Source organism: Xanthobacter oligotrophicus (assembly GCF_008364685.1).
Taxonomy (GTDB): domain Bacteria; phylum Pseudomonadota; class Alphaproteobacteria; order Rhizobiales; family Xanthobacteraceae; genus Xanthobacter; species Xanthobacter oligotrophicus.
This window is the reverse complement of the sequence record NZ_VTTL01000010.1, coordinates 1-26,783: the sequence shown is the minus strand read 5'-3', so window position 1 is coordinate 26,783 and position 26,783 is coordinate 1. Positions and strand designations below refer to the sequence as shown.

At 65.7% G+C, this 26,783-nt stretch carries 23 protein-coding genes, 1 tRNA gene and 2 pseudogenes; 19 read left to right on the top strand and 7 right to left on the bottom strand.

All coding sequences use genetic code 11. The features are described from left to right. Positions 1 to 83: 83 nt before the first annotated feature. Positions 84 to 962 carry an RNA methyltransferase gene (locus FZ033_RS16875; RefSeq protein ID WP_149577261.1) on the top strand — a complete coding sequence of 293 codons (879 nt, stop codon included), beginning with the start codon at positions 84 to 86 and terminating at the stop codon, positions 960 to 962. A 3-nt stretch (positions 963 to 965) separates the two neighbouring features. Here the strand turns inward: FZ033_RS16875 and FZ033_RS16870 are convergent, their stop codons facing one another. After that, positions 966 to 1,856, bottom strand: a complete 891-nt coding sequence (locus tag FZ033_RS16870) for an alpha/beta hydrolase (RefSeq protein ID WP_149577260.1) — start codon at positions 1,854 to 1,856, stop codon at positions 966 to 968. Between the two features lie 211 nt (positions 1,857 to 2,067). Between FZ033_RS16870 and FZ033_RS16865 the strand changes: the two genes are divergently transcribed. Continuing rightward, a tRNA-Met gene (locus tag FZ033_RS16865) sits at positions 2,068 to 2,144 on the top strand. Here the strand turns inward: FZ033_RS16865 and FZ033_RS16860 are convergent. Both FZ033_RS16860 and FZ033_RS16855 read right to left on the bottom strand, forming a co-directional pair. After that, positions 2,101 to 3,855, bottom strand: coding sequence for a recombinase family protein (locus tag FZ033_RS16860; RefSeq protein WP_149577467.1), 1,755 nt, complete (start codon positions 3,853 to 3,855; stop codon positions 2,101 to 2,103). The two genes, FZ033_RS16865 and FZ033_RS16860, sit on opposite strands and share 44 nt — an antisense overlap. A 19-nt stretch (positions 3,856 to 3,874) precedes the next feature. Next, positions 3,875 to 4,102, bottom strand: coding sequence for a hypothetical protein (locus FZ033_RS16855; RefSeq protein WP_229644185.1), 228 nt, complete (start codon positions 4,100 to 4,102; stop codon positions 3,875 to 3,877). 252 nt (positions 4,103 to 4,354) lie between these two features. Here FZ033_RS16855 and FZ033_RS16850 point away from each other — a divergent pair, with 252 nt between their 5' ends. The 11 genes from FZ033_RS16850 to FZ033_RS16805 all read left to right on the top strand — a co-directional run bounded on the left by FZ033_RS16850 (position 4,355) and on the right by FZ033_RS16805 (position 16,155). After that, positions 4,355 to 4,657 (top strand): hypothetical protein, encoded by a 303-nt coding sequence (locus FZ033_RS16850; RefSeq protein WP_012116544.1) that lies wholly within the window; start codon positions 4,355 to 4,357, stop codon positions 4,655 to 4,657. Continuing rightward, a complete protein-coding gene (locus tag FZ033_RS16845) occupies positions 4,654 to 5,097 on the top strand; it encodes a type II toxin-antitoxin system VapC family toxin (RefSeq protein ID WP_012116545.1) in 444 nt (147 codons plus the stop codon). The genes FZ033_RS16850 and FZ033_RS16845 overlap by 4 nt, the downstream gene beginning before the upstream one ends. After that, positions 5,094 to 6,485: an SIR2 family protein gene (locus FZ033_RS16840; RefSeq protein WP_188079547.1), complete on the top strand. Its 1,392-nt coding sequence runs from the start codon at positions 5,094 to 5,096 to the stop codon at positions 6,483 to 6,485. Before FZ033_RS16845 ends, FZ033_RS16840 begins: the two co-directional genes overlap by 4 nt. 2 nt (positions 6,486 to 6,487) lie before the next feature. Next, positions 6,488 to 8,482 carry an ATP-binding protein gene (locus tag FZ033_RS16835; protein ID WP_012116547.1) on the top strand — a complete coding sequence of 665 codons (1,995 nt, stop codon included), beginning with the start codon at positions 6,488 to 6,490 and terminating at the stop codon, positions 8,480 to 8,482. Positions 8,483 to 8,503: 21 nt separating this feature from the next. Continuing rightward, positions 8,504 to 9,025 (top strand): hypothetical protein, encoded by a 522-nt coding sequence (locus tag FZ033_RS16830; protein ID WP_012116548.1) that lies wholly within the window; start codon positions 8,504 to 8,506, stop codon positions 9,023 to 9,025. Between the two features lie 187 nt (positions 9,026 to 9,212). Next, positions 9,213 to 10,406, top strand: a complete 1,194-nt coding sequence (locus tag FZ033_RS16825; RefSeq protein ID WP_012116549.1) for a hypothetical protein — start codon at positions 9,213 to 9,215, stop codon at positions 10,404 to 10,406. A 173-nt stretch (positions 10,407 to 10,579) separates the two neighbouring features. After that, positions 10,580 to 12,643: a ParB/RepB/Spo0J family partition protein gene (locus tag FZ033_RS16820; protein WP_012116550.1), complete on the top strand. Its 2,064-nt coding sequence runs from the start codon at positions 10,580 to 10,582 to the stop codon at positions 12,641 to 12,643. A 92-nt stretch (positions 12,644 to 12,735) separates the two neighbouring features. Then, positions 12,736 to 13,773, top strand: coding sequence for a DUF7146 domain-containing protein (locus tag FZ033_RS16815; protein WP_149577259.1), 1,038 nt, complete (start codon positions 12,736 to 12,738; stop codon positions 13,771 to 13,773). A 339-nt stretch (positions 13,774 to 14,112) separates the two neighbouring features. After that, positions 14,113 to 15,036: a DUF2493 domain-containing protein gene (locus tag FZ033_RS16810; RefSeq protein WP_012116552.1), complete on the top strand. Its 924-nt coding sequence runs from the start codon at positions 14,113 to 14,115 to the stop codon at positions 15,034 to 15,036. A gap of 385 nt (positions 15,037 to 15,421) precedes the next feature. Then, the gene (locus tag FZ033_RS24085) at positions 15,422 to 15,589 is read left to right on the top strand and encodes a hypothetical protein (RefSeq protein WP_188079546.1); all 168 of its coding nucleotides are present in this window, start codon (positions 15,422 to 15,424) and stop codon (positions 15,587 to 15,589) included. 137 nt (positions 15,590 to 15,726) lie between these two features. Further along, the gene (locus FZ033_RS16805) at positions 15,727 to 16,155 is read left to right on the top strand and encodes a hypothetical protein (protein ID WP_012116554.1); all 429 of its coding nucleotides are present in this window, start codon (positions 15,727 to 15,729) and stop codon (positions 16,153 to 16,155) included. Positions 16,156 to 16,509: 354 nt separating this feature from the next. Here the strand turns inward: FZ033_RS16805 and FZ033_RS16800 are convergent, their stop codons facing one another. Continuing rightward, positions 16,510 to 16,719, bottom strand: coding sequence for a hypothetical protein (locus tag FZ033_RS16800; protein WP_012116555.1), 210 nt, complete (start codon positions 16,717 to 16,719; stop codon positions 16,510 to 16,512). A 128-nt stretch (positions 16,720 to 16,847) separates the two neighbouring features. On the opposite strand from FZ033_RS16800, the gene FZ033_RS16795 reads away from it, so the two are divergent. From FZ033_RS16795 to FZ033_RS16775, 6 genes and pseudogenes are all read left to right on the top strand, one after another. After that, positions 16,848 to 17,201: a hypothetical protein gene (locus tag FZ033_RS16795; protein WP_232847539.1), complete on the top strand. Its 354-nt coding sequence runs from the start codon at positions 16,848 to 16,850 to the stop codon at positions 17,199 to 17,201. Between the two features lie 138 nt (positions 17,202 to 17,339). After that, positions 17,340 to 19,238, top strand: a complete 1,899-nt coding sequence (locus FZ033_RS16790) for a DUF3141 domain-containing protein (RefSeq protein WP_149577258.1) — start codon at positions 17,340 to 17,342, stop codon at positions 19,236 to 19,238. Between the two features lie 2 nt (positions 19,239 to 19,240). Further along, positions 19,241 to 19,840, top strand: a complete 600-nt coding sequence (locus tag FZ033_RS16785) for a Spy/CpxP family protein refolding chaperone (RefSeq protein ID WP_149577257.1) — start codon at positions 19,241 to 19,243, stop codon at positions 19,838 to 19,840. A gap of 67 nt (positions 19,841 to 19,907) precedes the next feature. Beyond that, the gene (locus tag FZ033_RS16780) at positions 19,908 to 20,201 is read left to right on the top strand and encodes a DUF2933 domain-containing protein (protein ID WP_188079545.1); all 294 of its coding nucleotides are present in this window, start codon (positions 19,908 to 19,910) and stop codon (positions 20,199 to 20,201) included. Further along, positions 20,198 to 20,710: pseudogene (locus FZ033_RS24380) on the top strand (methyltransferase family protein); the annotation flags it as partial. The gene FZ033_RS16780 and the pseudogene FZ033_RS24380, both read left to right, overlap by 4 nt. A gap of 153 nt (positions 20,711 to 20,863) precedes the next feature. Further along, complete coding sequence (locus FZ033_RS16775) at positions 20,864 to 23,251, top strand: heavy metal translocating P-type ATPase (protein WP_232847551.1); 2,388 nt, start codon at positions 20,864 to 20,866, stop codon at positions 23,249 to 23,251. 276 nt (positions 23,252 to 23,527) lie between these two features. Here the strand turns inward: FZ033_RS16775 and FZ033_RS16770 are convergent. From FZ033_RS16770 to FZ033_RS16760, 3 genes and pseudogenes are all read right to left on the bottom strand, one after another. Beyond that, positions 23,528 to 24,655, bottom strand: a pseudogene (locus FZ033_RS16770) (MFS transporter). A 98-nt stretch (positions 24,656 to 24,753) separates the two neighbouring features. Next, positions 24,754 to 26,274, bottom strand: a complete 1,521-nt coding sequence (locus FZ033_RS16765) for a multicopper oxidase family protein (protein ID WP_149577255.1) — start codon at positions 26,272 to 26,274, stop codon at positions 24,754 to 24,756. Positions 26,275 to 26,336: 62 nt separating this feature from the next. Then, entirely contained in the window at positions 26,337 to 26,711 is a 375-nt protein-coding gene (locus FZ033_RS16760) for a hypothetical protein (RefSeq protein ID WP_149577254.1), read from the bottom strand. Between the last annotated feature and the right edge of the window lie 72 nt (positions 26,712 to 26,783).

The following is a 26,783-nucleotide window of genomic DNA, read 5'->3' as shown; positions in this document are numbered from 1 at the left end:
GCCTTACCTCTCGACCTCGGCCTGACCTCACCCCTCGACTTGGCTGCCCGTGCCGTGCAAAACAGCGCGAAACGGGAGACGACATGCCGGGTGCCGGTACCGACAGCACGAAACCATGGGTGGCCGGCGGGCCAGTGGTGATCCTGGTGGAGCCGCAGCTGGGCCAGAATATCGGCTCGGCCGCGCGTGCCATGGGCAATTTCGGCCTTTCGCGCCTGCGCATCGTGAACCCGCGCGAGGGCTGGCCCAGCGAGCCGGCGCGCATCTTCTCCGCCGGGGCCGACCGCATCCTCGCCGAGGCAACGCTCTATCCCGACCTGCGCGCGGCCCTTGCCGGCGTTAATTATGCCTTCGCCGCCACCGCGCGGGAGCGCGGCATGGCCAAGCCCGTGCTCGGCGCCGACGCGGTGGCGCAGGAGGCCCGCTCCCGCCTTGCCGGCGGCGAGGACGTGGCCCTCGTGTTCGGCCGCGAGCGCACCGGCCTCTATACGGAGGAGGTGTCGCTGTGCGATTCCATCCTCACCCTGCCGGTGAATCCCGCCTTCGCCTCGCTGAACCTTGCCATGTGCGTGGCGGTGGCCGGCTACGAGTGGTTCAAGGCGGAAACCGGCGGCGCCCTGCCCTTCGCCCCGCCGGACCGCTCGCCGCTGGCGGACAAGGGCGACCTCCTCGCCTTCTTCGATCATCTGGAGGGGGCGCTGGAGCAGTCCGGCTTCTTCCGCTCGCCGGAAAAGGCGCCCTCCACCATCCGCAACCTGCGCAACATCTTCCATCGCATCGGCCTGACGCGGCAGGACCTGGCCACCCTGCACGGCGCCATCACCGCGCTGGAGGAAGGCCGCGCCGGACGGGATGCGCGCAAGACCATACGCATCGCCGAGGCCGCCATCCACAAGACGCGCAAGGCGACGGCACGCAAGACGCCGCCGGCGCCGTCCGAGAGCGAGGACGAGGGCGACTGAGCCTCAGCCGCCGAGCCGTTCGCCCAGGAAGGCGCCGGCCTCGGCCAGCGCGCGGCGCCCGTCGGCGAGGCGGTGGTACCAGATGGGCCAGGCGTGGATCATGTGCGGGTAGATGGAGAGCCGCACCTCCCCGTCGCAGGCGCCGAGCCGCCCGGCCATGCGCACCGCGTCGTCCAGCAGGGTTTCCGCCGATCCCACCTGGATGAGGATGGGCGGCAGGCCGGAAAATTCGGCCTGAAGCGGGCTGACCAGGGGATCTGTCCGGCTTCCACCACCCGAAAGATAGGCCTCAGCCAGCATTTCGAGATAGGCCCGGTGGATGAGCGGATCCACCGCATCCTTCGCATCGATGCTGGCCCCACTCATGTGAAGGTCCACCCAGGGCGAGACTAGCCAGCCGCACGCCGGCAAGTCCAGGCCCTTCGCCCGCAGCCTCTGGAACAGGGCCAGCGTCAACCCGCCGCCCGCGCTGTCGCCGCCGACGGCGATGTGATGCGCCGCATAGCCCTGCGCCAGCAGGAAGCCATAGGCCGCCTCGGCATCGTCCAGCGCGGCGGGAAAGGGATGCTCCGGCGCGAGGCGGTAGGCGATGGCGAGAGTGCGGATGCCGGCCGCCCGGCCCACCCCCGTCACCATGGTGCGATGGCTCTTCAGCGAGCCTGAGGAATAGCCGCCGCCATGCAGGAACAGCAGCACCCGCGCCGGATCCGCCCCCGGCGCCAGCGACCATTCCCCCGGCACGCCGCCCGCATCCACGGGCGTCACCACGATGTCGGGATCGATGGGGTCGATGGCGGTGACCTCTTCCATCCGCGCGCGTCGCTCGGCGAGGGTCTGGGGCCGCGGGCTTGCGGCGAGGATCGCGCGCAGCGCATCGATGTCTGAAATTCCCACCGGCCGTCTCCCCCGCTTTTGCTTGCCGCCCATCCTGGGCGTTTTCCGAGGACTGGCAAGGGCTGGCGCGGGAGCGGCCGGGTCGGTGGAAGACGCGTCGTCCACAGGGCGGTACGCTCACAGGCATTATTTCCGCGCCAGCCCTTTCAATCGGGAACGAGGGTTGCTACATACGCCTCGTCGACGGGCGGTTCGCCGGCTCGACATTTGACGCGGGGTGGAGCAGCCCGGTAGCTCGTCAGGCTCATAACCTGAAGGTCGTAGGTTCAAATCCTACCCCCGCAACCATCTCAAATTGCGATACCAAATCGCGCAAATCAGCCGCCCCCACCGGGCGGCTTTTTTGCGTTCGCAAGTTCTGATCAGAGCAGGTCCCCGCAACCATCTCGACTTGCGATCGGCCCGCCCCTCTGGCGGGCCGTTTGCTTTTGAGCGAAATCGCAAGAATTCCAGCCAGATCACCTCGCACGTCGACCCGAAGCTCGCCTCCTGCCGGCGTCAGGATGATCTCCTTCACCAGCGAGCGAATCAGGTCGGCCGCCGTCATCCGCTTTTCCTCCGAATCCTCCTGAAGCGCCGCATACAGCTCATCCACCTGGGCGTGGTAGTGATGCGCCATGTTTGGATGCAGGAGGGGCGGCGGCTCCTGGGCGTCCTGCAGGAACGCTTTTAGCTCCTTCTGGCGAGCCTCCAGCTCCTTCATCTGCTTCATCATCCGGGTGGGGGCGTCGTCGCTGTCGGACGCGAGGATGAGCTTCATCAACTTGTCGAGTTCCCGGTCGATTCGCTTGATCTCGGCCTCGGCCGCATCGATCGACGCTCGGCCTTCCATGCGCAGCCGATTCATCTCGCGGGTGAATTCCTCGCAGAATTCTTTGAACAGCGCTGGGTCCATCAGGTGATGGCGCAGCGCGTTCAGGACGCGCGCCTCGAACTGATCGCGCCGGATGTTCCTGCGATTGTCGCAAGTGCCCTTATTCCGGGCTGTCGAGCAGCCAACCAGGTCAGCCGAGATCATCGAATAGCCACCGCCACAGCAGGCGCACTTGGTCAGGCCCGAGAAAAGGTATTTGGGGCGCCGACGTTCCCGGAAGTGGTTCTCGGTCTCGCCGTTGTCGCTACGGTTCAGTTTGACCGCTTTCTGGCGATCCTTGACCGCCCGCCACAGCTCGTCGTCAAGGATGCGCAACTCGGGCACATCCTGGGTGATCCAGTCCTCCTCCGGGTTTATGCGCGCCTGGCGCTTGCCAGTGTCCGGGTCTTTGATGAAGCGCTGACGGTTCCAGACCAGCTTGCCAACGTACATCTCGTTGTTGAGGATTCCGTTGCCGCGCTTCGGATTGCCGTTGATCGTGCTGAAGCCCCATTCTCCACCGCCCGGCGCGGAGATGCCCTCCTTGTTCAGCTCGAAGGCAATTCGCTTCGCCGACTTTCCGGCCGAATAGTCACGGAAGATGCGGCGGATGACCCCCGCCTGAAACTCGTTGATGGTCCGGTCGCCGCGTATGGGCTCGCCGCCGGCGTCGAACTTCTTCACCACATCATAGCCATAGGCGTTGCCGCCGCCGGACTTGCCCATCTCGACGCGCCCGCGCTGGCCTCGGCGCGTCTTGTCGGCGAGATCCTTGAGGAACAGGGCGTTCATCGTGCCCTTCAGACCGACATGCAGATGCGTGACTTCGCCCTCGGAGAGCGTGACGATCTTCACGTCCGCATAGGCCATGCGCTTGTAGAGGCCGGCAATGTCCTCCTGATCGCGCGAAAGACGATCCATCGCCTCGGCCAGCACGTACTGGAAACGGCCGCGCGCTGCGTCCGAGATCAGGGCTTGGATACCGGGACGAAGAAGGGAGGCGCCGGAAATGGCGTGGTCGGTATATTCCTCGACCACCTGCCAACCCTGCTTCTCGGCATGGAGGCGGCAGATGCGGAGCTGGTCGGCGATGGAGGCGTCGCGCTGATTGTCGGACGAATAGCGGGCGTAGATCGCGACTTTCAAAGCGCACTCTCCTGAGGTGTCAGGAGCGCGTCGTGCTGCGTTCCTTCATCTGCTCTTCGAACACCTCCCGCGCAGCACGACGGGCGAGCAGGCGAGCCAACTCGCTCAGGCGCGGGTCGGGACCGTCGCCGCGGCGCACGAGCGACAGTTCCGGCTCGACGAGCCGAAGCGCGCTCCTTTGCTGCTGGCGTTTGTCCTGGTCCATCGTTGCGCCGTTCGATAGCGATTGCAAGTTGATCGGCTTCACGATTGTTGTGAATCGAAGTATAAGCAACGCAAATCAACGGAGAGTATTCGACGGCATTCGGCATATTGTTGCTGGTGCTGGCGCCATCCGGCGTAGAAAAGCGCATCACAGCAGACGGAAAATACCGGCATCGGATGGCGCGGCGATCCGCTCTCTGGCCAAGCCTGTCTGAAACGCGTTTCGCCATCGCGTCCTCACTTGTCTGCACAACAAATCTGGGCTATATATCCAGATATAGCATGGAGGGTGGCCATGGGCAATGCTGCACAGAAGAGAGCGATCCAGAATTACCGCGCCCGTCTGACGCAGCGCGGCTTCACGCGCTTCGAGATCATGGCGCTCGAATCCGATCGCGAGCTGATACGCGCTCTTGCCCGTCGTCTGGCTGAGGAAGGGCCGGAAGCGGAGCAGGTTCGCGCGGCCGTGAAGACAGTCGTCGCTGGCGAACCACCCAAGCCCGGCGGCATCCTCACCGCTTTACGCCGCTCGCCGCTGGTGGGCGCGGAGCTTGATCTTTCCCGCCCGCGTGAAGAGGGGCGTAAGGTCGATCTGTGACGCGCTATCTCCTCGATACCAACATCATCAGCAATATCGTCAAGCCGCAGCCGTCGGCGTCGTTGCTGGCTTGGATGGCAACACAGCGCGACGAGGACCTGTTTATTGCGTCATTGACCGTCGCTGAAATTCGACGTGGCATTCTGGAAAAGCCCCGCGGCAAGAAACGCGATGCGCTCGACGCCTGGTTTGTCGGGCCGGAGGGGCCGCAGGCCCTGTTCACGGGCCGCATTTTATCCTTCGACGCCAAGGCCGGCCTGATCTGGGCGCGGCTGATGGCGGAGGGCAAGGTGGCGGGTCGTCCCCGTAGCGGACTCGACATGATCATCGCCGCCGTCGCCGGTGCGAATGAATGCGTCGTGGTGACTGACAACGAGAAGGACTTCGCCGGGCTCCAGATCATCAATCCGTTGCGTGGCGGCCTGGAGGGGGAAAAATGAAGATGGCGCCGCCGCCTGTACCCATCGAGTACCAGCTCATCGGTCTGACCGAAGACGGCAATGCTGGAGATCTCCTGCTTGGGCTTGACCAGAAACAGGGGCGAGTTCGCCTCCAAGCTCTGATCTCCGAATGGCTACGCATGGAAAACCTCGTGGTTTTGACGGGTTCCGGTACGTCGGTTTCAGCCGGCGGGAAGACCATGGCGAATCTTGAAACCGCTGTCTTCGAAACGATCGAGGCCCTCCCGGATGTGCCTGCCTCAATCGGCCCCATCATCAAGGCGCGGAGGGACGCCGTCTGGCTGGCTAATTTTATCGATGAACCGACGCTAGGTTTCGAAGCTTGGCTATCCTTCGTCGCCAACGCCTTGGTCATTGGCCAGTCGAAAGACGCACCATTCTCCGGTGTCACCTGGCCGAGCACACCCGCACCAAGCTTTGACGATCTCCAGTGGTTCGTAAACCATCTGCGCATGTCGATTTTCGCAGAATGCGCGCTGTCCTTGCCCGATAAGGCCATGGCGAAGTCGATAAGAGAGACCCCGCCGCAGCTCGCATTTCTCTCCAAGCTCGTCGCCCGAGATAGCAATCTCGGGCGAACTCATCTTTTCACGTTGAACTACGACACCCTGTTCGAGCAGGCGCTGGAGTTGCTCGGCATCCAGTATTTCGATGGGTTCACCGGCCGCGCCGCAGCGCGGTTCGATCCCTCCGTCTACGGCCTTGACGTCTATTATCCGGGGGAAGTCGCCGAAGGCCGAGTCCGGCGCTTCGACAAGTTCCTGCATTTTTACAAGCTGCATGGGTCAATTCACTGGTTCGAGCAAGATGGCGAGATGCGGGCGCGGCACCCCGACCTCGCGCCGTTCCGAGCCTATGTGGACTTGAAGCCGGAGGAGAAGGCAGCCGCACTCGTTGATCTTGCCGAGGGAACCGCATCGATCGGTATTCTGCCGACCGCGAATAAGTTCACGCAGACGCTGACGATGCCGTATGCGCATCTCTTCCGATCATTCCAAGTGCGCCTCGGCATCCCTCAGACGTTCCTGCTCGTCCTCGGCTACGGCTTCGGCGACGATCATGTCAGCCGAATCATCGAGAGTGCCTTGATCAACCCGTCGCTGGTTATGCTGGTGGTGGAGCCCAATCCGGAGAGCCCGGTCGTCGAGCGCATCCGGCGGTACAAGGACCTTGGCAAGCGCGCTTTCGTGTTGTGCCCGACCGACGCAGCCTTTGCGGCTGCCACGTTCAAGCACGCGACCTTTGATGATTTTGCGCGGTCAGCGATGCCCGACGTCCAATGGCTCGACGATTTCTTGCGTCTGCGTCGTTTTGAAAAGCAGATCGCCTCGTCTGCAATGCCCGCCGAACCCGATACGGGGGCTTGACCATGGATAATCCTAGACTTGTCGGCCACATCGTCGCTGTTCAGGGGTTTCGGGTGAAAGTCGAGCTTTTGCCCGAAACCCGCTCGGCGCTTCGCGCGACCCTTGACGGCGTCCAGGTCGCGATCGCCATCAACGCCTACCTGACATTTTCATTGGGGGCGGGCGAAACCGTCATCGGCATCATTACCGACCTCGAGGCGCGCGAGAGCTTCGACCCTGCAAGTGGCGACGACCTCAGCCTTGAGTTGATGAAGTCTCGCCGGATCGCCAGCGTGCAGTTGCTGGGCACGATCGAGAACATTGATGACGACGCCTCCTTCAGCCCGGGCATATCCGTTCTGCCAACCCTCGATACCCCTGCTGAGATCGGATCGCCGGCCGTGCTGCGCGCTGTGTTCGAGCTTCCGCCGCGGCGCAATAGGCCAGAAGGCTATGATGACAAGGACTTCGACTACGACCTGAAAATCGGGTTTCCAACGGGCCAGACGCGCAATGTCGTGCGCGCCTCCTACAACGATCTGTTTTCGCGCCCTCTGGCGATCGTCGGCAACACCGGCTCGGGCAAGTCCTTTTCCGTTTCCAGCCTGATCCAGAAGGCGATGAAGGCGCTCGATGGTGCCGCCGAGGAGCCGCATGTCTTTATCCTCGACATTAATGGCGAGTATGAAAAGGCATTCCCAACAGGCAAGACCGTCACACGATTGCCCGATCGCATCTACCTCAACGGTGAAGAATTCGGCCTTCCACTCTGGTTTCTCAATGCTGAAGAGATCTGCGCTTGGTTGAGCGCTGCCGAACAAACGCAGGAGCCGGTCCTGAAGGATTGGTGGGCGATCGCGAAGGGCGGGAATGCTGATGAGGTTTCGAATCTTAATACATTCCAGAGTGCTTTAAGCTCAATCGAAAAGCTGCTTTCCGATCTCCAAAAGATACAACGGAAGTCGGCTGGTTCATATTGCGATCTGATTGTAGGCTATCTGGCGAATTCCGACATCGATACAGCCTCATTTGAAACTCTGTTCGCATCGCACAAAGCGATCACCGGTTTCAATCAAGAGGTCCTCGCGAATGCTGCTCAGATCGAAGCCGAGGCTCGAAAGCTCCAGGATGAAATCCGCGCAAAGATCATCGGCGGCAGCCATGTCGCCGAGACTGCCGTTCGGACAGCCGATTCACCGTTGCGCATCTCCCGTTCGACGTTGACAGATCCATCCCTGATCAATCGAGCGGTGTCCAAGGAAGATACCATAAGGGTCGATGCACACCTCACGACGTTGAAACTGAGGTTGAAGACGCGCCTCGACGATAAACGCTGGCATTCGTTTCTCAATTATGAGAACGCCGAAACTAGCATCCCGGATCTGGCATCGTGGTTTTCCCGTTTTGGTCTCGGAAATGCGGGCGGGCCTAAGGTGTCGGTGCTCGACTTATCCATGTTGGGAAACGAGATTCTCCCTTATGCTTGCGCCGTCATCGGGCGCGTACTCCTCGAGGCAAGGGAGCGATTGCCGGCGGCATCACGCTATAAGCATCCTTGGGTGCTCGTCCTGGAGGAGGCGCACAACTACGCGCGGCCGGCGCGATCGGACGAAGACCGCGGCCATCGCCTCGCACGTCTCGCCTATGAGCGTATCGCCAAGGAGGGACGGAAGTTTGGCCTCTCACTGATCATCGCCAGCCAGCGACCGAGCGAGATCAGCCAGACAATTATCAGCCAGTGTGCCAACTTCATCAGCCATCGTCTGCAGAACCCGGACGACATCGACCATTTCCGACGCATCATCCCGATGCAGGCGCGGCGTTTGCTCGATCAGGTGACGATTTTGTCGTCGGGCGAGGCGATCGTTTTCGGAAGCGCGTTCCATATCCCGGCGCGGGTTCAGTTCGATCGACCGGAGCCTGGCCCCTATAGCCAGACGGCAGCGCCGTACCACGAATGGTCGAAGGAAAGAGCTCCGTTTCCTCTGCGCCAAATCATTGACGCTTGGGGCGCATAGCTCAGAGGAGCCATCTGCCCCATGTCTCTCAAGCCATTCGACTCCCTTCTCGAGCCCGATCCCCGGTTCGCTGACCTCTATGTTATTGAGCAAGATGTCGCGCGTCGAATGACGCTTCGAGACCATCATGCCGGAATAGTTGATGTCGGCTTGAAGGGTGCGGCACCCGTAGAGGTTCAAAAGGCCTTCGACAGAGCGCGTAGCATCATGCTTTACGCCTTTTTTGACTACGATCTCTTCGTGGTGGGAGAAATCCAAGCATTCGGAGCTTTCGAGCTAGCGCTCAAATTTCGTTTGAGTGGGCATGGTGGAGACGCACGCGGCACGCTGCGCAATCTGGTCGATCGAGCACGCAAAACGGGCGCGTTGCCGCCAATGGTCGAGGGCAGCATGCTGATGGCCGATCCTGTCGAGGCGCTTATCGCATTACGTAATGGTCTGTCCCACGGCAGCGCTGAAATTCATTCCCCCGGCATGGCGCTGAAGATCCTGGCGGCTTGCGCCGACTGGATCTATCTCCTGTTCCCGAGCCGGCCTGAATGAATCCGGCTCTTCTGATGTGACGCTGCTAGGGGAAAGCCTTCCCCTGCGGCCGAGCCAGGTCTCGGCCGACCCCATCGAGCGGGGAGCCCCCGCAACGCCCCTCAAGAGTCAGAGGGTGGACCGGTTTTCCGTGACGGGTTGACTGCCGGGAGAGAGGCTGCCGGCGCCCGTCATGGAGAACGATCCCATGAACGAACAGGTTCTGGACGCCCGCGGTGATCCGAGCGGCGGGTATAAGGTGGATGTCAATCGCGGCGAGCGCGTCGGCCGCGTGTCGTCGGAGTGGTTCTCCCGGCCGGCGGACGAACGCTATCTGTCCCTGTCGGAGCTGTATGGCGCGGTGCGCGGCCGGTCCGACCGGAGCCGGACCCGGACGGTGGAGAGCGCGGCTATCCGCGTCAAAGCGAGCCGAGAGGCGCCGGACCGGCTGACGCTCGCGCTGCCGGGGACGGAGGCTCCTGTTGCGCCGACCCACTGGAGCTTCGGCCAGCTTGCAAGCCTCATCGGCGCGCCGGCGGCCTACCTGCGGCAACTCCCGGCTCCGCTCGCCGGCATCAATCTGCAGCACGGCCTGCTGACGCACCGCGCTGAGCAGGTGAAGACGCTGGAGGTGGAGGACGGCCGCGTCGAGCTACGGGCCGTGACCGGTCCCGACTACGGCCGCATCTACGACCACGAGCTGGTGGATGCCGTGCGCCGCATCGCCGGCAATGGCACCGGCGACACCCGCTGGAAGGTGCCGGGTGTGCTCGACTGGTCGACAGGCATCTACAATCCCCGCGTCGACATCACCAAGGACACCACCACGCTCTACGCCTCGGATCGGGACGTCTTCCTGTTCCTGGTGGATGATCTCAATCCCATCGAGGCTGGCCGGCTGCCGGACGGCTCTCCGGACCTGTTTTTTCGGGGCTTCTATTGCTGGAACTCGGAGGTGGGCGCCAAGACGCTGGGGATCGCCAGCTTCTACCTGCGGGCCGTCTGCCAGAACCGCAACCTGTGGGGCGTCGAGGATTTCGAGGAGATCACCATCCGGCACTCCAAGTATGCCGCATCTCGGTTCGCCCATCAGGCGGCGCCGGCTTTGGAGCGCTTTGCTAACTCCTCCCCCATGCCCTTCGTCAACGGCATCAAGGCGGCACGCGAGCGCATCGTGGCGCGCACCGACGAGGACCGCACCGAGTTCCTGCGCCGCAAGGGCTTCTCCAAGGCGGAGACGCAGAAGGTGATCGAGACCGTGCTGGCCGAAGAAGGTCGCAAGCCGGAGAGCATCTTCGACTTCGTGCAGGGCATCACGGCCGTGGCCCGGGACAAGCCCCACCAGGATGCCCGCCTCGATCTGGAGGCGCGGGCGAAGAAACTCCTCGACCGCGCCGTCTGAGATCCGCGAAGCCGGAGATGCGGAATGTCGTGTCTCCGGCTTCGTGTTGTTCCGGATTTCCGGATCATCGGTTCTGCGGCGCTGCCCTCAGAGGAAGAGGGCGGCGCCGTCCTTCGTGACGGGTTGGAGGCCAGAGAGAGGTTCTCTGGCCGCCCGTCGCGGAGAAATATCCCATGGCCACGGCCGTTCAGAAGATCACCCTTTCGTCCTCCCGCGACATCCCTTTCAACAAGCTGGTGCTGAGTCAGGCCAACGTCCGCCGGGTGAAGGCGGGCGTCTCCATCGAGGAACTCGCCGAGGACATCGCCCGGCGCGGCCTGCTCCAGGGCCTCAATGTCCGAGCCGTGGTCGATCCCGACGGCGTCGAGACCGGCATGTATGAGATCCCGGCCGGCGGGCGGCGCTATCGGGCGCTGGAGCTGCTGGTGAAGCGCAAGCGCCTCGCCAGGACGGCCCCGGTGCCATGCATTGTCCGTGAGGGCGGCATCGCCGAGGAGGATTCCCTCGCCGAGAATGTCCAGCGCGCGCCGCTCCATCCCCTCGACCAGTTCCGTGCCTTTCTCGCTCTGCGGGAGAAGGGCCAGTCCGAGGAGGAGATCGCCGCCGCCTTCTTCGTCTCGGTCGCGGTGGTGAAGCAGCGGCTGAAGCTCGCCTCGCTCTCTCCGACGCTCCTCGACACCTATGCCGAGGATGGCCTCACCCTCGACCAGCTCATGGCCTTCACCGTATCGGGCGACCATGAACGGCAGGAGCAGGTGCTGGAGCGTCTCGCCCAAGCTTACGACAAGCAGCCCTATGTCATCCGGCGCATGCTGACGGAGGGCGCGGTGCGGGCATCCGACAAGCGGGCCCGCTTCATCGGCATCGAGGCCTACGAGATGGCCGGCGGCACGGTGCTGCGCGACCTGTTCCAGGGCGATGACGGTGGCTGGCTGCAGGATGTGCCCCTCGTCGACCGGATGGTGGCCGAGAAGCTCGTCGCCGAGGCCGACGTGATCCGGAGCGAGGGTTGGAAGTGGATCGAGGTCGCGCCGGACTTCGCCTATGGCCACACCTATGGCCTACGCCAATTGCGGGGCGAGCCCATGCATTTGACCGAAGCGGAGGAGGCTGCGCGGGAGGCAGCCCAGGGGGAATACGATCGTCTGTCCGAAGAACATGCCGATGTCGACGAGCTTCCCGAAGAGGTCGACGCGCGGCTCGGGGCACTCGAGGCGATGCTGGAGGCCTTCGAAGCGCGTCCTCTCGCGTTCGATCCGGCGGAGGTCGCCCGGGCCGGCGCCTTCGTCAGCATCGCACAGGATGGAAAGCTCCGGGTGGAACGGGGTTTCGTCCGCCCGGAGGACGAGGTGCCGGTCGAGGAGGACCATGACCCTTCCATCGAGACCGACGGTGCCAACCTCGTGGCCTCATCCCCTCGGCAGGAGGCGGCAGCAGGCGATGCTCCTGGCGAGCCCGAGGAGGAGGACGGCCTCACCCCCATCTCCGACCGGCTGCTCACGGAGCTGACCACCCACCGCACCCTCGGCCTGCGCCATTCGCTGGGCGAGCAGCCTGACGTCGCCTTCCTTGCCGCGGTCCATGCCCTGACGCTGAAAGCTTTCTACGCCTATGGCTCGGACAGCTGCCTTGAGCTCGATCTCAAGAGCGTCTCGTTCAATGCCCAGGCGCCGGGCCTCAATGACAGCGTCTCCGCCGAGTCCATTCGTGTCCGGCATGAGAGCTGGGCCAAGGCTCTGCCGAAGGAGCCGGGCACGCTCTGGGACACCTTGAGCGGGTGGGACCACGACAGCCGGGCCGCACTGTTCGCCCATGTGGTGAGCCTCTCGGTCAATGCGGTGCATGAGGCCTGGAACCGCCGTCCCCGCGCCTTCGCCCATGCCGATAGGCTGGCGCAGGCGGTGTCGCTCGACATGGCAGCCGTCGGATGGAAGCCCACGGTGGACACCTTCCTCGGCAGGGTCACCAAGGCCCGCATCCTGCAGGCGGTGACCGAGGCCAAGGGGGAGCGCCCGGCCGAGCGGATCGCCCACCTCAAGAAGGGCGACATGGCCCGGGAGGCCGAGACCCTCCTCGCCGACAGCGGCTGGCTCCCGGAGGCGCTGCGGACCCAGCCCTTGGACACCGTCGGCGAGGAAACGGCGGAGACCGACGGCGAAACGGCCATGGCCGACAGCGAAGACCTCGCCGACACTGAGGAGCCCGAAGCGATCTCCTCCTCGATCGCTGCCGAATAATCCTCCCCGGGCAACCTGGCCCGCCGTCTGTGGCTCCGCGATCCCCCCTATCGCGTGGCCCGGACGGCGGGCCATTTTCTTGGAGCGTCCCCATGACGGATGTGACCCATGATCTGGCCCGGCAGTTGGGGCGGCAGGCGGAGGCAGTCTGCCGCCATTATCTCTCCGCGGGCCGACGGCAGGGGCACTATTGGCAGGTCGGCGATGTTCGCAACTCTCCCGGCCGCTCCATGTTCGTGCGGCTGACGGACACCGCGAAGGGCCCAGCCGGAAAATGGACCGACGCTGCCACGGGCGAGCACGGCGACCTCCTCGACGTGATCCGCGAAAGCCGGGGCCTGCTCAACTTCACCGATGTGGTCGCAGAGGCTCAAGCATTTCTGCGCCTTCCACCAATCTCACCAGACGCGGAAGCTCCTCATGGCGGAAAGCAATGTTCCTCACGTGATCCGGTCATCTCGGCACGACGGCTGTTCGCCGCTGCAGAGCCGATTTCGGGCACAATCGTAGAGGCGTATCTGCGGACCCGCGGCATCTCGGCTTTGCACGAAACCGGAAGCTTGCGCTTTCATCCTCGCTGCTTCTATCGCCCGGCTGCGCACGGGCCCATTCAACCCCTGCCGGCCATGATCGCTGCCGTCACCGACCTCAGGGGACGGATCATGGGCATCCACCGGACGTGGCTCGCTCCGGACGGATCGGACAAGGCGGCAATCGCCACGCCCCGGCGGGCCATAGGTCACCTGCTGGAGCATGCCGTTCGCTTCGGCCGAGTTGATGACGTGATGGCTGCCGGAGAGGGCATCGAGACGATCCTTTCCCTCCGCGGCGTGTTGCCAAGCCTCCCGACGGCAGCGGCGCTCTCGGCCGCCCACCTTTCCGCCATCGCCTTTCCACCCGGGCTACGGCGGCTCTACATCGCCCGCGACACCGATCCGGCCGGCAACAGGGCACGGGACAGCCTCATTGCACGAGCGAACTCCACCGGGATCGAGGCCATCGTGCTCTCGCCGACGCTTGGCGACTTCAACGAAGATCTGCGCGCCTTTGGCGTTGACGCCTTGCGGGCGCAACTCCGATGTCAGCTTGCTCCCGAGGACGTCGCCCGCTTGTCCGTGACGAGCCCATGATCTGGAGTGGCTGCGAGCGGGAATGCTCTTCCGCCACGCTCTGATACCCACCGCCGACAGAGAACCCGCAGCCAGGCCTTCCAGAGGGCGATCGGCCGGCAGTCGTCCCGGACCGGCAATGGCTCCGGCCGGTGATTTTCCGTCGCCGGTGTTTCCCCACGACGCAGGCGTCGCAGGGCCCCGACACGCGGCGTTCCATCGCGAAGCAAAATCCCCGGCCTTCGCCATCCTCCGCTCACGCTCCGGCCCCGCGCTTCCCGCGGGGTGCAGGTCCGTCCCGCCCGCCGGCTTCGTCGCCATGAAGGCCGCAAGGCTGCGGTCCAACCGACGGAGCCTCCCATGAGCACCGAGCACGACGGACCCCGCCACGCTTCCTCTCCCACCGATCACCTGCTGCAGGAACTTCAGCTCTATGGCTACCGTCCCTCGGACGACGAAACGGATCCGCGGCCGCTTCCCGATGCCGACCGCATCACCGGCGCAATTGCCGACATCTTCGATGCCCTCATCGCGACGCTGCAAGACACTCGCCTCGAGCCGGACCTTCCCGATCTCCTGTGGTCGACCGTCCATCTCTTCCACCGTGCCGCCGGCCGTATCTCGGGCACCCTTGACGACAACGAGCAAGGCCAGCGCCGCAGCCAGCAGGAACAGGACGGCAGCGAGGTGCGCTCGGCGGAGCTGGAGCGACTCATCGCCGAGGGCCAGAGCCTCATGGAACGCCGCAACACCTTCGAGCTGATGCGCGACGAGGCTGCCGATGCCTTCGAACGGCACACCGGCTCAGCCTGGCGCCCGCGCTCCGGATCCCTGGTGAACCATCGGCACCTCACCGCAGCCCTCATCGACAGCCGCGATTTCCTCGCCGCCCGCAGGCGGGCTGAGACCGAGGTGATGATGCCCACAGGTCCGAAGATCGCCTTTTCCGGCGGCGACACGATGGACCACACGCACATCTGGGCGAAGCTCGATCAGGTCCGCGCGAAGCACCCTGACATGGTGCTGCTGCACGGTGGCTCGCCCAAGGGTGCCGAGAGGATCGCCGCCTGCTGGGCCGATGCCCGTAAGGTGCCGCAGGTCGCGTTCAAGCCCGACTGGACACGGCACGCCAAGGCCGCCCCCTTCAAGCGCAACGACCAGATGCTCTCGGTCATGCCCATCGGGGTCATTATCTTCCCCGGCACGGGCATCCAGGACAACCTCGCCGACAAGGCCCGCAAGCTCGGCATCCCGGTCTATCGGTTCGGGTCAGGCGGCGCATGAGCGCTGCCCCCTTCTCGACCATCGGAATCGAATTTCACGAGCCCTGAACGTTTCTCATGAAAGTGCTGGCTCCATTATCGATTTTCACCGGACTGACGAGCAGGACCTGTACTCATCAGACGTGTAGCTGAACAAAGCCTCCAGAGTCAGCTTATGCAGGGAGACGGCCGCACCTGCCGATCTTCGAGCGACCATCCACCCCCGCTTTTTTTGCGCTGATCCTTGGTCCGGCCGAGGGCCTGACGCCATCAACCCGCAAGGGGTCGGCTACGCACCGCGTGCCGCCGCTCCGCTTCGCCGTCGCGGTGATTGCGGCCATCGGCCGGACCAATCGGGCGCCTGTCAGCGGGGGATGGTCCTCCGCTTCGAGCAGGAGCCGGACCCCATGTCCTCTACCGATGCGCAGGCCTTCGCCCTCAGCCTTGCCAAGACCCTGATGGTCGTCATCGTGATCTTTCGCGCCGGCGACGGCAGCCTCTCGGTCGTGCCGGCCGACGAATTCGACGGCGATGCCTCCCAGATCGTCTGGGAGATTGATCCCTTCGCCAGATAGCGGAGGGAGCGCGGAAGTCCCGAGCATCCCCATTGCAGGGATTCCGGCGGCTTTTTCCCTTGCTATGCTGGTGATCGCGCCGCGGTGGTGGTGGTGGAAGGCGCAACCGTCAGAGCTTTCCTTATGGAGATACCACCATGATTTTCCTCGGCATCCTGCTTGGTCTCGCCGCCATCGCGTTATTCTGCTGGCTGCTGTTTACGCTCGCGGTCTTCGCGCTGCCGTTCTTCGCCGCTGTCAGCGCCGGCACTTGGGCACACCAAACCGGCGCGGGCTGGCTCGGTGCGATCGTCGTTGGCCTGATCGCCGGGGGCATCACGCTCGGCATCGGCCAGGTTCTGTTCGCGGTCGTTCGTCCGATGTGGGCGCGGCTCCTCTTTGCGCTCGCCTTCGTCATCCCGGCCGTCATCGTCGGCTATCACGCCACGCATGGCATCGCGAAGCTCGCCATGCCGTCCGAGACGTGGCAGATCGTCTTCTCGATCATCGGCGCTATTGCCATCGGCGTCACGACGCTGTTGCGGGTCGCGGCCAGCGCGTCCAGTTGGGACCTTGCGCAGATCTGAGCACGCTCCATGTCATTCGGCAGGGCCGGAGCCGAAAGAGCCTTGCCATCCATGCTGTCCGAGGATGCGGATCGGTGGCGCCGTCCGGATTGTGGCAGAGGCCCAAGCGGCGGTCGATCGCGATTACTTGAGACGAGACGACGCCACGTGGTCGGTCGCGGACCAGCGCATGATGGGAGCTATCTTATCTGGTCCTACCCGTCGCGGCGGAAGTGCACGGAGCCGGCCCGGAACGGGGGACGTGAAGCCGAAGAGGATCGGGCCGGTCTTCTGTGAGGTTGCGGAGGCCGCCATCATCCCCGTTCGGCATCCGTCCGTCGACGCGCCAAGTCGAACAGAGCCATTATTCATGGCTCACCCGATACCGCCCGCAAGCCCATAGAGCAGTCCGAGCACTGAACAGCCTGCCAAAATCGTCATCACGCCGAGGTGGAAGCGGAACACGGCGTTGAGCGCGGCAAGGGTGAGGATCAGGGACGCTGGCCGGATCGACGCCAACATCGGCACCTCCAGGCCCAGTCCCAGCGTGTTCAGCGTGATGATCTCGCCGAACAGCACGTGCAACAGGTGACCTCGTCGGCGCCCGCGTTGATCCTGCTCAAGGCGGTCCTTTCATGCGCACCTATGATGAGGCATAGTTCGCCGGTGAGGCGATGAGGCATATGATCAGGCTCAGGTCGGCAGCGGGGTGGGTGAAGGTGCTGCCAGCGATCCTGGTGGCAATGGCCATGCTGTTCGGACCCATCGCGAGCGCCTATTCCGCGCCGTGCCATGACGAGGATTCGGCATACGCAGCTGCGGCGGATCATCCGTACCAGATCGCCTCGCTTGATCCCGCAGATCATCATCCGGACGAGCCGACCCAACCCGCTGAACACGGAAAGTGCTGCAGCGTCTCCTGCAGTGTCTATGTGCCCGTGGCCGACGGCGCGAGCCTGCACGTTCTGGATCTGACCTTTGTTCGAGAGCCCTTTGATCTCGCCAACCAGGCCGCGGACGGCTTGGCGGTCTTGCCCGGCCTCGATCCCCCGCGTTTCCAGAGCTGATACCGGTCTCAACGCATTTCAGGCGTGAGGCGGACGCGCGAAGCAGCGCCCGTTGAGGGCGCCGGCGCGTCGACGTGCCGCAAGATGCCCCCGAAATCAGCGTCGGCCTCGTGCCGATGGCGAAACGAGGACCTTTCCATGTATGGTCGCGACACGCTTGCCGAGCCTATGGCCGGCACGGCTGCGCTTGGACAATCCGGACCGACTGGCACCGGAACCCCGCGGCAAACCCGAAATGCCCAAGGGAGCGCCTTCTCCAGCGATCCCGGAACGTTCGCTCGCGATTTCTTGTCCTATGGCAGGGACGTGGCCGAGCGCTGGATCCTGTTCTGGGACACGCTGCGCCAGCGGGCCGACAACATGCTGGCGCACGAGCGCGCCGGTAAGCCGGCTCTGCTCGACTTCGACTATGAGGTCCTGCTCGATGCCCGCCGGCTCGAGCGTCCGGCAAACTATGCCCTCCTGCGCGTGACCCGCGTGGGGGACGAGTGCCTGGAAGATTGTCTGGACGCGGCCAAGCCGCCCGTGGTGATCCTCGACCCGCGCGCCGGCCACGGCCCCGGCATCGGTGGCTTCAAGCAGGACTCCGAGGTCGGCATCGCCCTGCACCAGGGGCACCCCGTCTATTTCGTCACCTTCTATCCAGAGCCCGCCGCGGGGCAGACGCTCGCCGACGTGCTTCACGTGCTGCGGCGGTTCGTCGAGGAGGTGTCATGGCGACATTCCGGCGCCGCGCCTGTGCTCTATGGGAACTGCCAGGCCGGCTGGGCGGTGACGCTGCTCGCCGCGAACTGCGCGGGGCTGGCCGGACCGGCCGTGCTGAACGGGACCCCTCTGTCCTACTGGGCCGGCGAGACCGGCATCAACCCCATGCGCATCGCCGCCGGCTTCGAGGGCGGGGCGTGGTTGACACACCTTCTCGCCGACCTCGGGGACGGACGCTTCGACGGCGCCTTTCTGGTGCAGAACTTCGAGGGGCTGAAGCCCGAGGCGGTATGGGAGAAGTACGCGAACCTCTATGCCCACATGGATACTGAGCGGGAGCGGTTCCTCGCCTTCGAGCGCTGGTGGGGCGGCTATTACTTCCTGAGCCGCGAGGAGATCCTCGCCATCGTGGAGAACTTCTTCGTCGGCAACAGGCTGGAGCAGGGCCGCGTCCGGATCTGCGAAGGGTGCCATGCGGATCTCAGGCGCATCCGCAACCCGCTCGTGATCTTCGCATCCTATGGCGACAACATCACGCCGCCCCATCAGGCGCTCGGCTGGTTACCGATCGTGTACCAGGATACGGAAGATCTCAAGGCGGCGGGCCAGCGCATCGTCTATCTCATCAACCGCCATGTGGGTCACCTCGGCATCTTCGTTTCCGCAAAGGTTGCGCGGCTGGAGCATCGGGCCATCCTCGAGAGCCTGCCGCGGATCGAGACGCTCCCGCCCGGCCTCTACGAGATGAAGATCGACAATCCGTCCGGCGATCCCGATTGCCGTGAGGGCGCCTATCAGGTCCGCTTCGAGGCGCGCGAGGTGTCCGACATCCGCTTCGCCCGGCAGGACCCTGCCTTCGAGCGCGTGCGCGACCTGTCGGAGCGCAACGAAGCCTTCTACCGCACGTTCGTCAGCCCCTGGGTACGGGCGCTGACGACGCCCTGGTCGGCGGCGATGCTTGAGACGCTGCACCCAATGCGCACCAGCCGCTACCTGTTGTCGGAAGGCTTTATGCCCTGGATGCGCGATGTCCGATGGCTCGCGGAGCAGGTCGCCGCCGACCGGCATCCGGCCGCAGCGGACAACCCCTTCAAGGTCGAGGAGGAGCACGTCGTCTCGCGCGTCGCCGAGGGGATCGAGCAGGGCCGGCGCCTGCGGGACGCCCTGTGGGAGCGCCTCTTCGACAGTCTCTATGACGGCGTGGGCAGTGCCCACCCAGCCGGTGCGGACCCACAGCACAGGAGTGAGGGCACAGGGCCACAGGATACACGGAGCGGTTTGGATTTCCAGGCGGCCGGCATCAGCCGGACCGCAGCGATAGGAGAGAACTGACTATGACGACGTTTCGCAATCTGATGCTCGCCGGCGCGCTGCTGCTCTCGACGCCGGGCTTCGCCGAGGACGCGCACCATCCGCCGGAGGCCCAGCCTGCTGCGCCCCAGGCTGCCGCGCCGGCACCGCAGCCATCTCAGGCCACGCCGACGCCAGGTGGCCCTCAAGGCATGATGGGGCCGGGCATGATGGGGATGATGGGCCAGGGTGGCATGGGCATGATGGGCGGCGGAAACGCAGGGGCCGGCATGGGGATGAGCCAGATGATGGACCCCGACCGCATCGCAGGGCGCATCGCCTTCCTGAAGGCCGAACTGAAGATCACTGAGGCGCAGCAGCCCCTGTGGAGCGCATTCACGGAAGCGCTCAAGGCCAATCGCGCCATGATGGGTGACATGCAGGAGATGATGATGGCCGCGCAGGGCGGCTCGGCGCCGACCCTGCCGCAGCGGATCGACGGTCACGAGCGCATGCTCGTCGCCCGCCTCGAAGCGGTGCGCCGCCTCAAGGCCGCGCTCGGGCCGCTCTACGCGTCGTTCGACGAAGCGCAGAAGCGCACGGCGGACCAGCTCATGATGCCGGGTGGAATGGGCCCCATGTGAGCGTCGAACCTCGCTGGCGGGTCGGCGATCGCAGCCGGCCTGCTTCGCTCAGGTGGAGGAGGACCAAATGTCCTTGCATGACGACACCGGCCATATGCCGCGGCCCGGCAATGACACCGGCACGCGCGCCCCGCACCGAAGCTTCTGGCGCTCGCCCGGCGGCATCGTCGCCATCGGCTTTCTTCTCGCGGTGGCCTTTCTTTTGTTCTCGGAGCACCGCGTCCATGCGCTGGGGTATCTGCCCTTCCTCCTGCTGCTCGCCTGCCCGCTGATGCACATGTTCATGCATCACGGCCACGGCCATCATGCGGGACACCAGCCAGGCGAACGGCCGCCGGGTCCCGATGGGGGCAACCGATGACCGAGACCTCCGCTTATGGCCTGTGGGGCCTCGTGATCATCAACTCGGCGGTCTTCATCCTGTTTGCGGCAAGCTTCACCCGGCTGCAGACACCGCGGGACTGGCGCACGCTCGGGGCGTTCTCGGCCTTCATCCTTGCCCTGTTCACCGAGATGTACGGCTTTCCGCTGACCATCTATCTCCTGTCGGGATGGCTCGGCCGGCAGTTTCCCGGTGTCGATTTCTGGTCCCACGACGCCGGCCATCTGCTGGAGACCCTGTTCGGATGGCGCGTGAACCCCCATTTCGGGCCGTTCCACATCTTCAGCAATATTCTGATCTTCGGCGGCTTCTGGCTGCTCGTCGCGAGCTGGAACGTGCTTTATGCGGCCCAGCGCGATCACCGCCTCGCGACCGAAGGTCCCTATTCCCGCGTGCGGCATCCCCAGTACGCCGCTTTCGTCGTCATCATGTTCGGCTTCCTGCTGCAATGGCCGACGCTGGTCACGCTCGCCATGTTCCCCATTCTCGTCTCGGTCTATGTGCGGCTCGCACGGCAGGAAGAAGCCGCAGCCCGCACTGAGTTCGGGCCGACGTGGGATGATTATGCCAGCCGCGTCCCCGCCTTTTTCCCCGTATCGGAATTTCATCCGCGACAGCCCCTCGCTCCGGAGACCGCCCTCATGACTGAGCACGACACGCACGCCGGCCACCATCACCACCACGACCATGCAGTTCACCCGCCCGAAGGCGCCGGGATCGCGCCCACGGAAATGGTCAAGGATCCCGTCTGCGGCATGGAGGTGAACCCGGCCACCGCCGGGTTCCGGTCGGACTACGGCGGCAAGAGCTATTTCTTCTGCTCGGCAAAATGCCACGACAAATTCGACGCAAACCCTTCTGCCTATACCGCCGGTGCGGCGGAAACGCCGCCCGCAGCGAAGGGTCAGCCTCAAGGCGTGATCTACACCTGCCCCATGCACCCGCAGATCCGTCAGCTGGGACCGGGCAACTGCCCCATCTGCGGCATGACGCTGGAGCCCGAGGTGGCGACAGGCAAAACCGGTCCCAGCGCCGAGCTCGTGGACATGACGCGCCGCTTCTGGATCGGCCTTGCGCTGGCGCTGCCGGTGCTGGCCCTGGAGATGGGCGGGCACCTCACCAATCTCCACATGCTGCTCGGCGCGCAAGCGTCCAACTGGACCCAGCTCGTGTTGGCAACACCGGTGGTGCTGTGGGCGGGATGGCCGTTCTTCACCCGCGCCTGGCAGTCGCTGGTCACCCGCCGCCTCAACATGTTCACGCTGATCGCCATGGGCACGGGCGTGGCGTGGGCCTACAGCGTGGTGGCGACCTTCGCGCCGCAGATCTTCCCCGCGACCTTCCGCGCCGCCGACGGATCGGTTGCCATCTATTTCGAGGCCGCTGCCGTCATCACAGTGCTGGTCCTGCTCGGCCAGGTGCTGGAGCTGCGCGCCCGCGAGCAGACCGGCGGCGCCATCCGCGCCTTGCTCGACCTCGCCCCCAAGAGCGCCCGGCGCGTGCGTGACGACGGCAGCGACGAGGACGTGGCGCTGGAGGCGGTCGTGGTGGGCGACCGCCTGCGCGTGCGGCCAGGCGAGAAGGTGCCGGTGGATGGCAAGCTGGTCGAGGGCCGCTCCTCGGTGGACGAATCCATGATCACCGGCGAATCCATGCCAGTCACCAAGGACGTCGGCGCGAAGGTCATCGGCGGCACGCTCAACCAGAGCGGCGGCTTCGTCATGCGCGCCGGCAAGGTGGGGCGGGACACCATGCTGGCGCAGATCGTCCACATGGTGGCCGAGGCGCAACGCTCGCGCGCGCCGATCCAGCGCCTCGCCGACGAGGTATCCGGCTGGTTCGTGCCGGTGGTGATCGCCATCGCGGTCCTTGCCTTTGCGGCGTGGGGCATCTTTGGGCCGGAGCCGCGCTTCGCCCACGGGCTGATCGCCGCCGTGGCGGTGCTCATCATCGCCTGCCCCTGTGCGCTCGGGCTGGCGACGCCCATGTCCATCATGGTGGGCGTCGGTCGCGGCGCATCCATGGGCGTGCTCATCAAGAATGCCGAGGCGCTGGAGCGGTTCGAGAAGGTGGACACGCTGGTGGTGGACAAGACCGGCACCCTGACGGAAGGCAAGCCGAAGGTGGTCGCGCTGAAGACGGCCGGCGCCTTGGAAGAGGACGCGCTCCTGCGGCTTGCGGCGACGCTCGAGCGGGCGAGCGAGCACCCGCTCGCGGCGGCCATCGTCGCCGCGGCGGAGGAGCGCGCCCTGCCTCTCGGCGAGGCCCAGGATTTCGACAGCCCGGTGGGCAAGGGCGTGACTGGCACGGTGGACGGCCAAAAGCTCGTCATCGGCAGCCACCGCATCATGGGCGAGGAAGGCGTGGACCTCTCCCCCCTGTCGGCCGAGGCCGAGGCGCTACGCGCCGATGGTGCCACCGTGATCTTCGTTGCAATGGACGGGCGCATCGGCGGCCTCATCGCCATCGCCGACCCGGTCAAGGCGACCACCCCCGTGGCCTTGGCGGCGCTCCGGGCCGCCGGGGTCCGCGTCGTCATGCTCACCGGCGACAATCGGACGACCGCCGAGGCGGTGGCCCGGCGCCTGGGCATCGACGAGGTGGAAGCAGAGGTGCTGCCGGAGAACAAGGCGCAGGTGGTGACGCGGCTGCGCCAGGAAGGGCGGATCGTCGCCATGGCCGGCGACGGCGTGAACGATGCGCCCGCCCTCGCCGCGGCGGACGTCGGCGTCGCCATGGGTACCGGGACGGACGTCGCCATCGAGAGCGCCGGCGTGACGCTGCTGAAGGGCGATCTCCAGGGCATCGCCCGCGCCCGGCAGCTGAGCCACGCCACCATGAGCAACATCCGCCAGAACCTGTTCTTCGCTTTCATCTACAATGCGGCCGGCATACCGGTGGCGGCGGGCGTGCTCTATCCCCTGTTCGGGCTTCTGCTGTCGCCCATCATCGCCGCCGCGGCCATGGCGCTGTCATCGGTCAGCGTCATCGCCAATGCCCTGCGCCTGCGGCGCACGCCGCTTGGCTAAGGCGTCCTCGTTCTTGGACTGCAGAGACGGATCCGGCTCCAGGGAGGGAACCATGCTGAATTTCGACGGAATGATGGGCTCCGGCATGTGGGGGATGTGGCTGTTCGGCCTCCTGATCCTGGTCCTGGTCGTCCTCGGGATCGCGGCGCTCCTCAAGTATCTCGGCCGATGAGAGTGCGTCCCGGGGACGAAAGGGGTGGGCAGGCCAAGCCTGTCCACCGCCCCCTGTCGGACAGGACCAGCGCGCCTCCCGCGACGATGGTCGGCGGGACCGCCTCAGGACTTCCGGCTGGGATCGAAGGTGATCACGAGCGCGGATGCGAGGAGGGCGAAGACGGCGCCGACGATGAACGTCGCCCGGGCGCCACTGATGTCCCACAGCAGCCCGGCGGCAAGGCTCGCCGCCAGCGTCGCGAGGCCAGTGGCGAGGTTGAACAGGCCGAAGGCTGATCCGCGCAGCGCCGCCGGGGCGTTCTGGGCCACGAGCTTGGCGAGAAGGCCCTGGGTGAGCGCCATGAGCGCGCCCCACAAGCCGATGCCGAGGAACGCCCCCCACAGGCCCGGGACGAAGGCGAGGGAGAGGTCGGCCGCCACCAGCACGGCAAGGCCGCTGAGCAAAAGCCGCTCCGGCGGCGCCTGATCCGACCAGGCGCCGGCGGGTTAGGCGCCGAGGGAATAGACGACATTCATCGCGACGAGCACGAACGGAGCGAGCGCCAGCGGCAGTCCCTCGTCGTAGGCATTCAGGACGAGGAAGGCCTCGCTGAAGCGCGCGAGCGTGAAGACGACACCGATGGCCACGACGACAAGGAAGGGACGTTCGAGGCGCCTGAGATCCGCGATCCGCACCGGTGGAGGCCGGCCTGTTCCAACCGTGCCCACGGACCTGTCCTCGACGCCGAGGACGACGCAGAGCACGGCAAGAGCGCCGGGAACGAGGGCGACCCAGAAGACGGCCCGCATGTCGTCGGCGAACAGCGCCATCAGCGCGACGGCAAGCAGCGGCCCGACGAAGGCGCCCACCGTGTCGAGGGCCTGGCGCAGGCCATAGGCGCGTCCGCGGATCTCGGGCGGGGTGACGTCGGCCGCAAGCGCATCGCAGGGCGCGCCCCGGATGCCCTTGCCGACGCGGTCGGCGAAGCGCGCGGCGAACACCATCGCCGGAGCGCCGGCCAGGGCAAAGAACGGCTTGGATGCGGCGCCGAACCCGTAGCCGAGCAGGATCAGCGGCTTGCGCCGACCGAAGTGGTCCGACAAATAGCCCGAGAAGACCTTCGCGATCTGCGCGCTGGATTCCCCCACGCCCTCGATCATGCCCATCATGGCGACGCTCGCACCGAGGGTGCCGGCGAGGAAGAGCGGCAGCAGCGCGTGGATCATCTCGGACGAGATTTCCATGAACATGCTGACGAAGCCGAGGGCCCAGACGGTCCTCGGGATGGCGGGGCGCGGACCTGCAGCCTCCCGCCAGGCTTCCTGCTGCTTCCTGTCCACCTCGATCGTCAAGCCACCTTCACCACCGCCATCATCCCGGTGGCCATGTGATAGAGGTGGTGGCAGTGCAGGAACCACTCGCCCCTCTGCCCGGCATCGAAGGCGATGGTCACGGGCGTGTGCGGCGGCACCATCACCGTGTCGCGCAGGGCGCCTGCAAAGCGGCGCCCGCCGATGCCCACCACCTGGAAATGGTGGCCGTGCAGGTGCATGGGATGGCTCATGCCGGTGGGGTTCAGGAAGGTCATCTCCACCCGCTCGCCCTGCTGCACGCTGAAGGGCACGTCCTCCCCGTGGATGCGGCCGTTGATGGTCCAGCGATAGCCCGGCTCCTCGCCCAGCATGATGGGGAAGACCTTGTCCGCCCGCCGCGCCGGGAGAGGATTTAAGGCGGAAAGCCGCCCCTCGAAGGCGAGGTCGAGAAGCCCCTGCGGTCTGTCGGCCGTCTCCCCGAGGCGGGCGATGGCAGCACCGGCCGTCGCCAGCACGAAGCCGGTGCGACGGGGCGAGGCCTCCACCTGCGCCAGCACCGGAAAGGCACCGCCCCCTGCCGGGATCTCCACGAGGAGGTCGATGCGCTGTCCCTGGGCGAGCGGAAAGGCATCCGCCACCAGCGGGGCGCAAGGCGTGCCATCGACCGCGATGCAGGTCGCCTTCAGGCCCGGCACGGTTATGAAGAAGGCGGTGGCGGTGCCGCCATTGATGATGCGGAGCCGCACCCGACCGCCCTTCTCCACCTGCACCACCTCGGGATCGGCGAGGGTGCGGCGGTTGGCAAGGAAGGCGTCGTAGGCAACATCGTTGGCGTGCACCATCATGCCGCCGCCTTGCATACCTCCCCCCTGCATCGCGGCGCCCATTCCAGCGCCCGGCCCGGCACCCATTCCCCCCATGCCGTGGCCGGAGTGGTCCATTCCCGGCATCGCCATTCCCGGCATGCCTTGCATCTGCTGGCCCATGCCGTGACCACCGTGGCCGCCGTGTGCGTTCGCTCCGCCGAGTTCGGCCAGGATCTCCTCCGGGCTGCGGAAGGAGAAGTCGTGCAGCATCACCACCACGTCCTGGACATCGCCCGCGTCCGCCTCCCGGGTGACGAGGGGCGCGGCGAGCAATTGCTGCTCGCTCAAGGTGTGGGAGTGCATCCAGTGGGTGCCCGGGGTAAGGCGGAAATCCACCTGATCGATGCCCCCGGGGGCAAGTTCGCCGCCATTGGGACGGGCGAGGTCCTGGTCCGGCGGGGCGAAGATCTGGCCGTGCCAGTGCATCACCGCAGGGCTCTGCGAGGCGTTGAGCACCGCGCCGGTGAGCCGGTCTCCCTCCTTGGCGAAGAGGCCCTCGCCGGAAGGGCCCTTAACGGCGAACACCTTCGCCGCCTTGCCGTTCACGTCGAGGGTGAGGCTTTCCACCGTGAGAAGCGGAGCCGCAAGGGCGCGCTGCCAGCCGCTGGAGAAGGCGAGGGCGCCGAGCGCCGCGCCACCGGTCAGGACGGCGCGGCGGGAGAGGGCGGATTGGAACACGGGTCGGGTCATGATCGGCCTCTTTGGCTCGTCGCCGGGCAGACGAGGCGAAGCGAAGGGGTTTCGGGCGGTCTTCAATATTTGGCCTGAGCGGAGGCGCCGTCGGGCGCGGAGATCTGGACCACGCCCTTCACGCCCTTTGGGATGGCAACCGCCGCCGTCCCGGCGAGCCGGTTGCCGCCGGCGGGCGAGAGGGGAAAGCGCTGGGCCTTGCCGTCCACCACGAGGATGGCGTTGGCCTTGAAGCCCTCGGCCGCCACCGGCTTGTCGGCGCCGTCGCTCAGATAAAGCGCGACATTGGGCGTGCCGTCGGCCACCAGCTCCGCGTGGTAATGGCCGGCATCCACCCGCACCCCGCCGTTCGCCCCCGCGCCGGGCTCGTGGGCCAGGACGGGCAAGGCGACCAGCGGGAGACTGAGGACGGCCGGCAAAAGGCGGCGAAAGATCATGACAGGCTCCGGTCAGAAGGCGTCCGCGCGGGCGGCGGCGGTGGAGGGGGCGGTCTCCCACGCCGCTGCCAC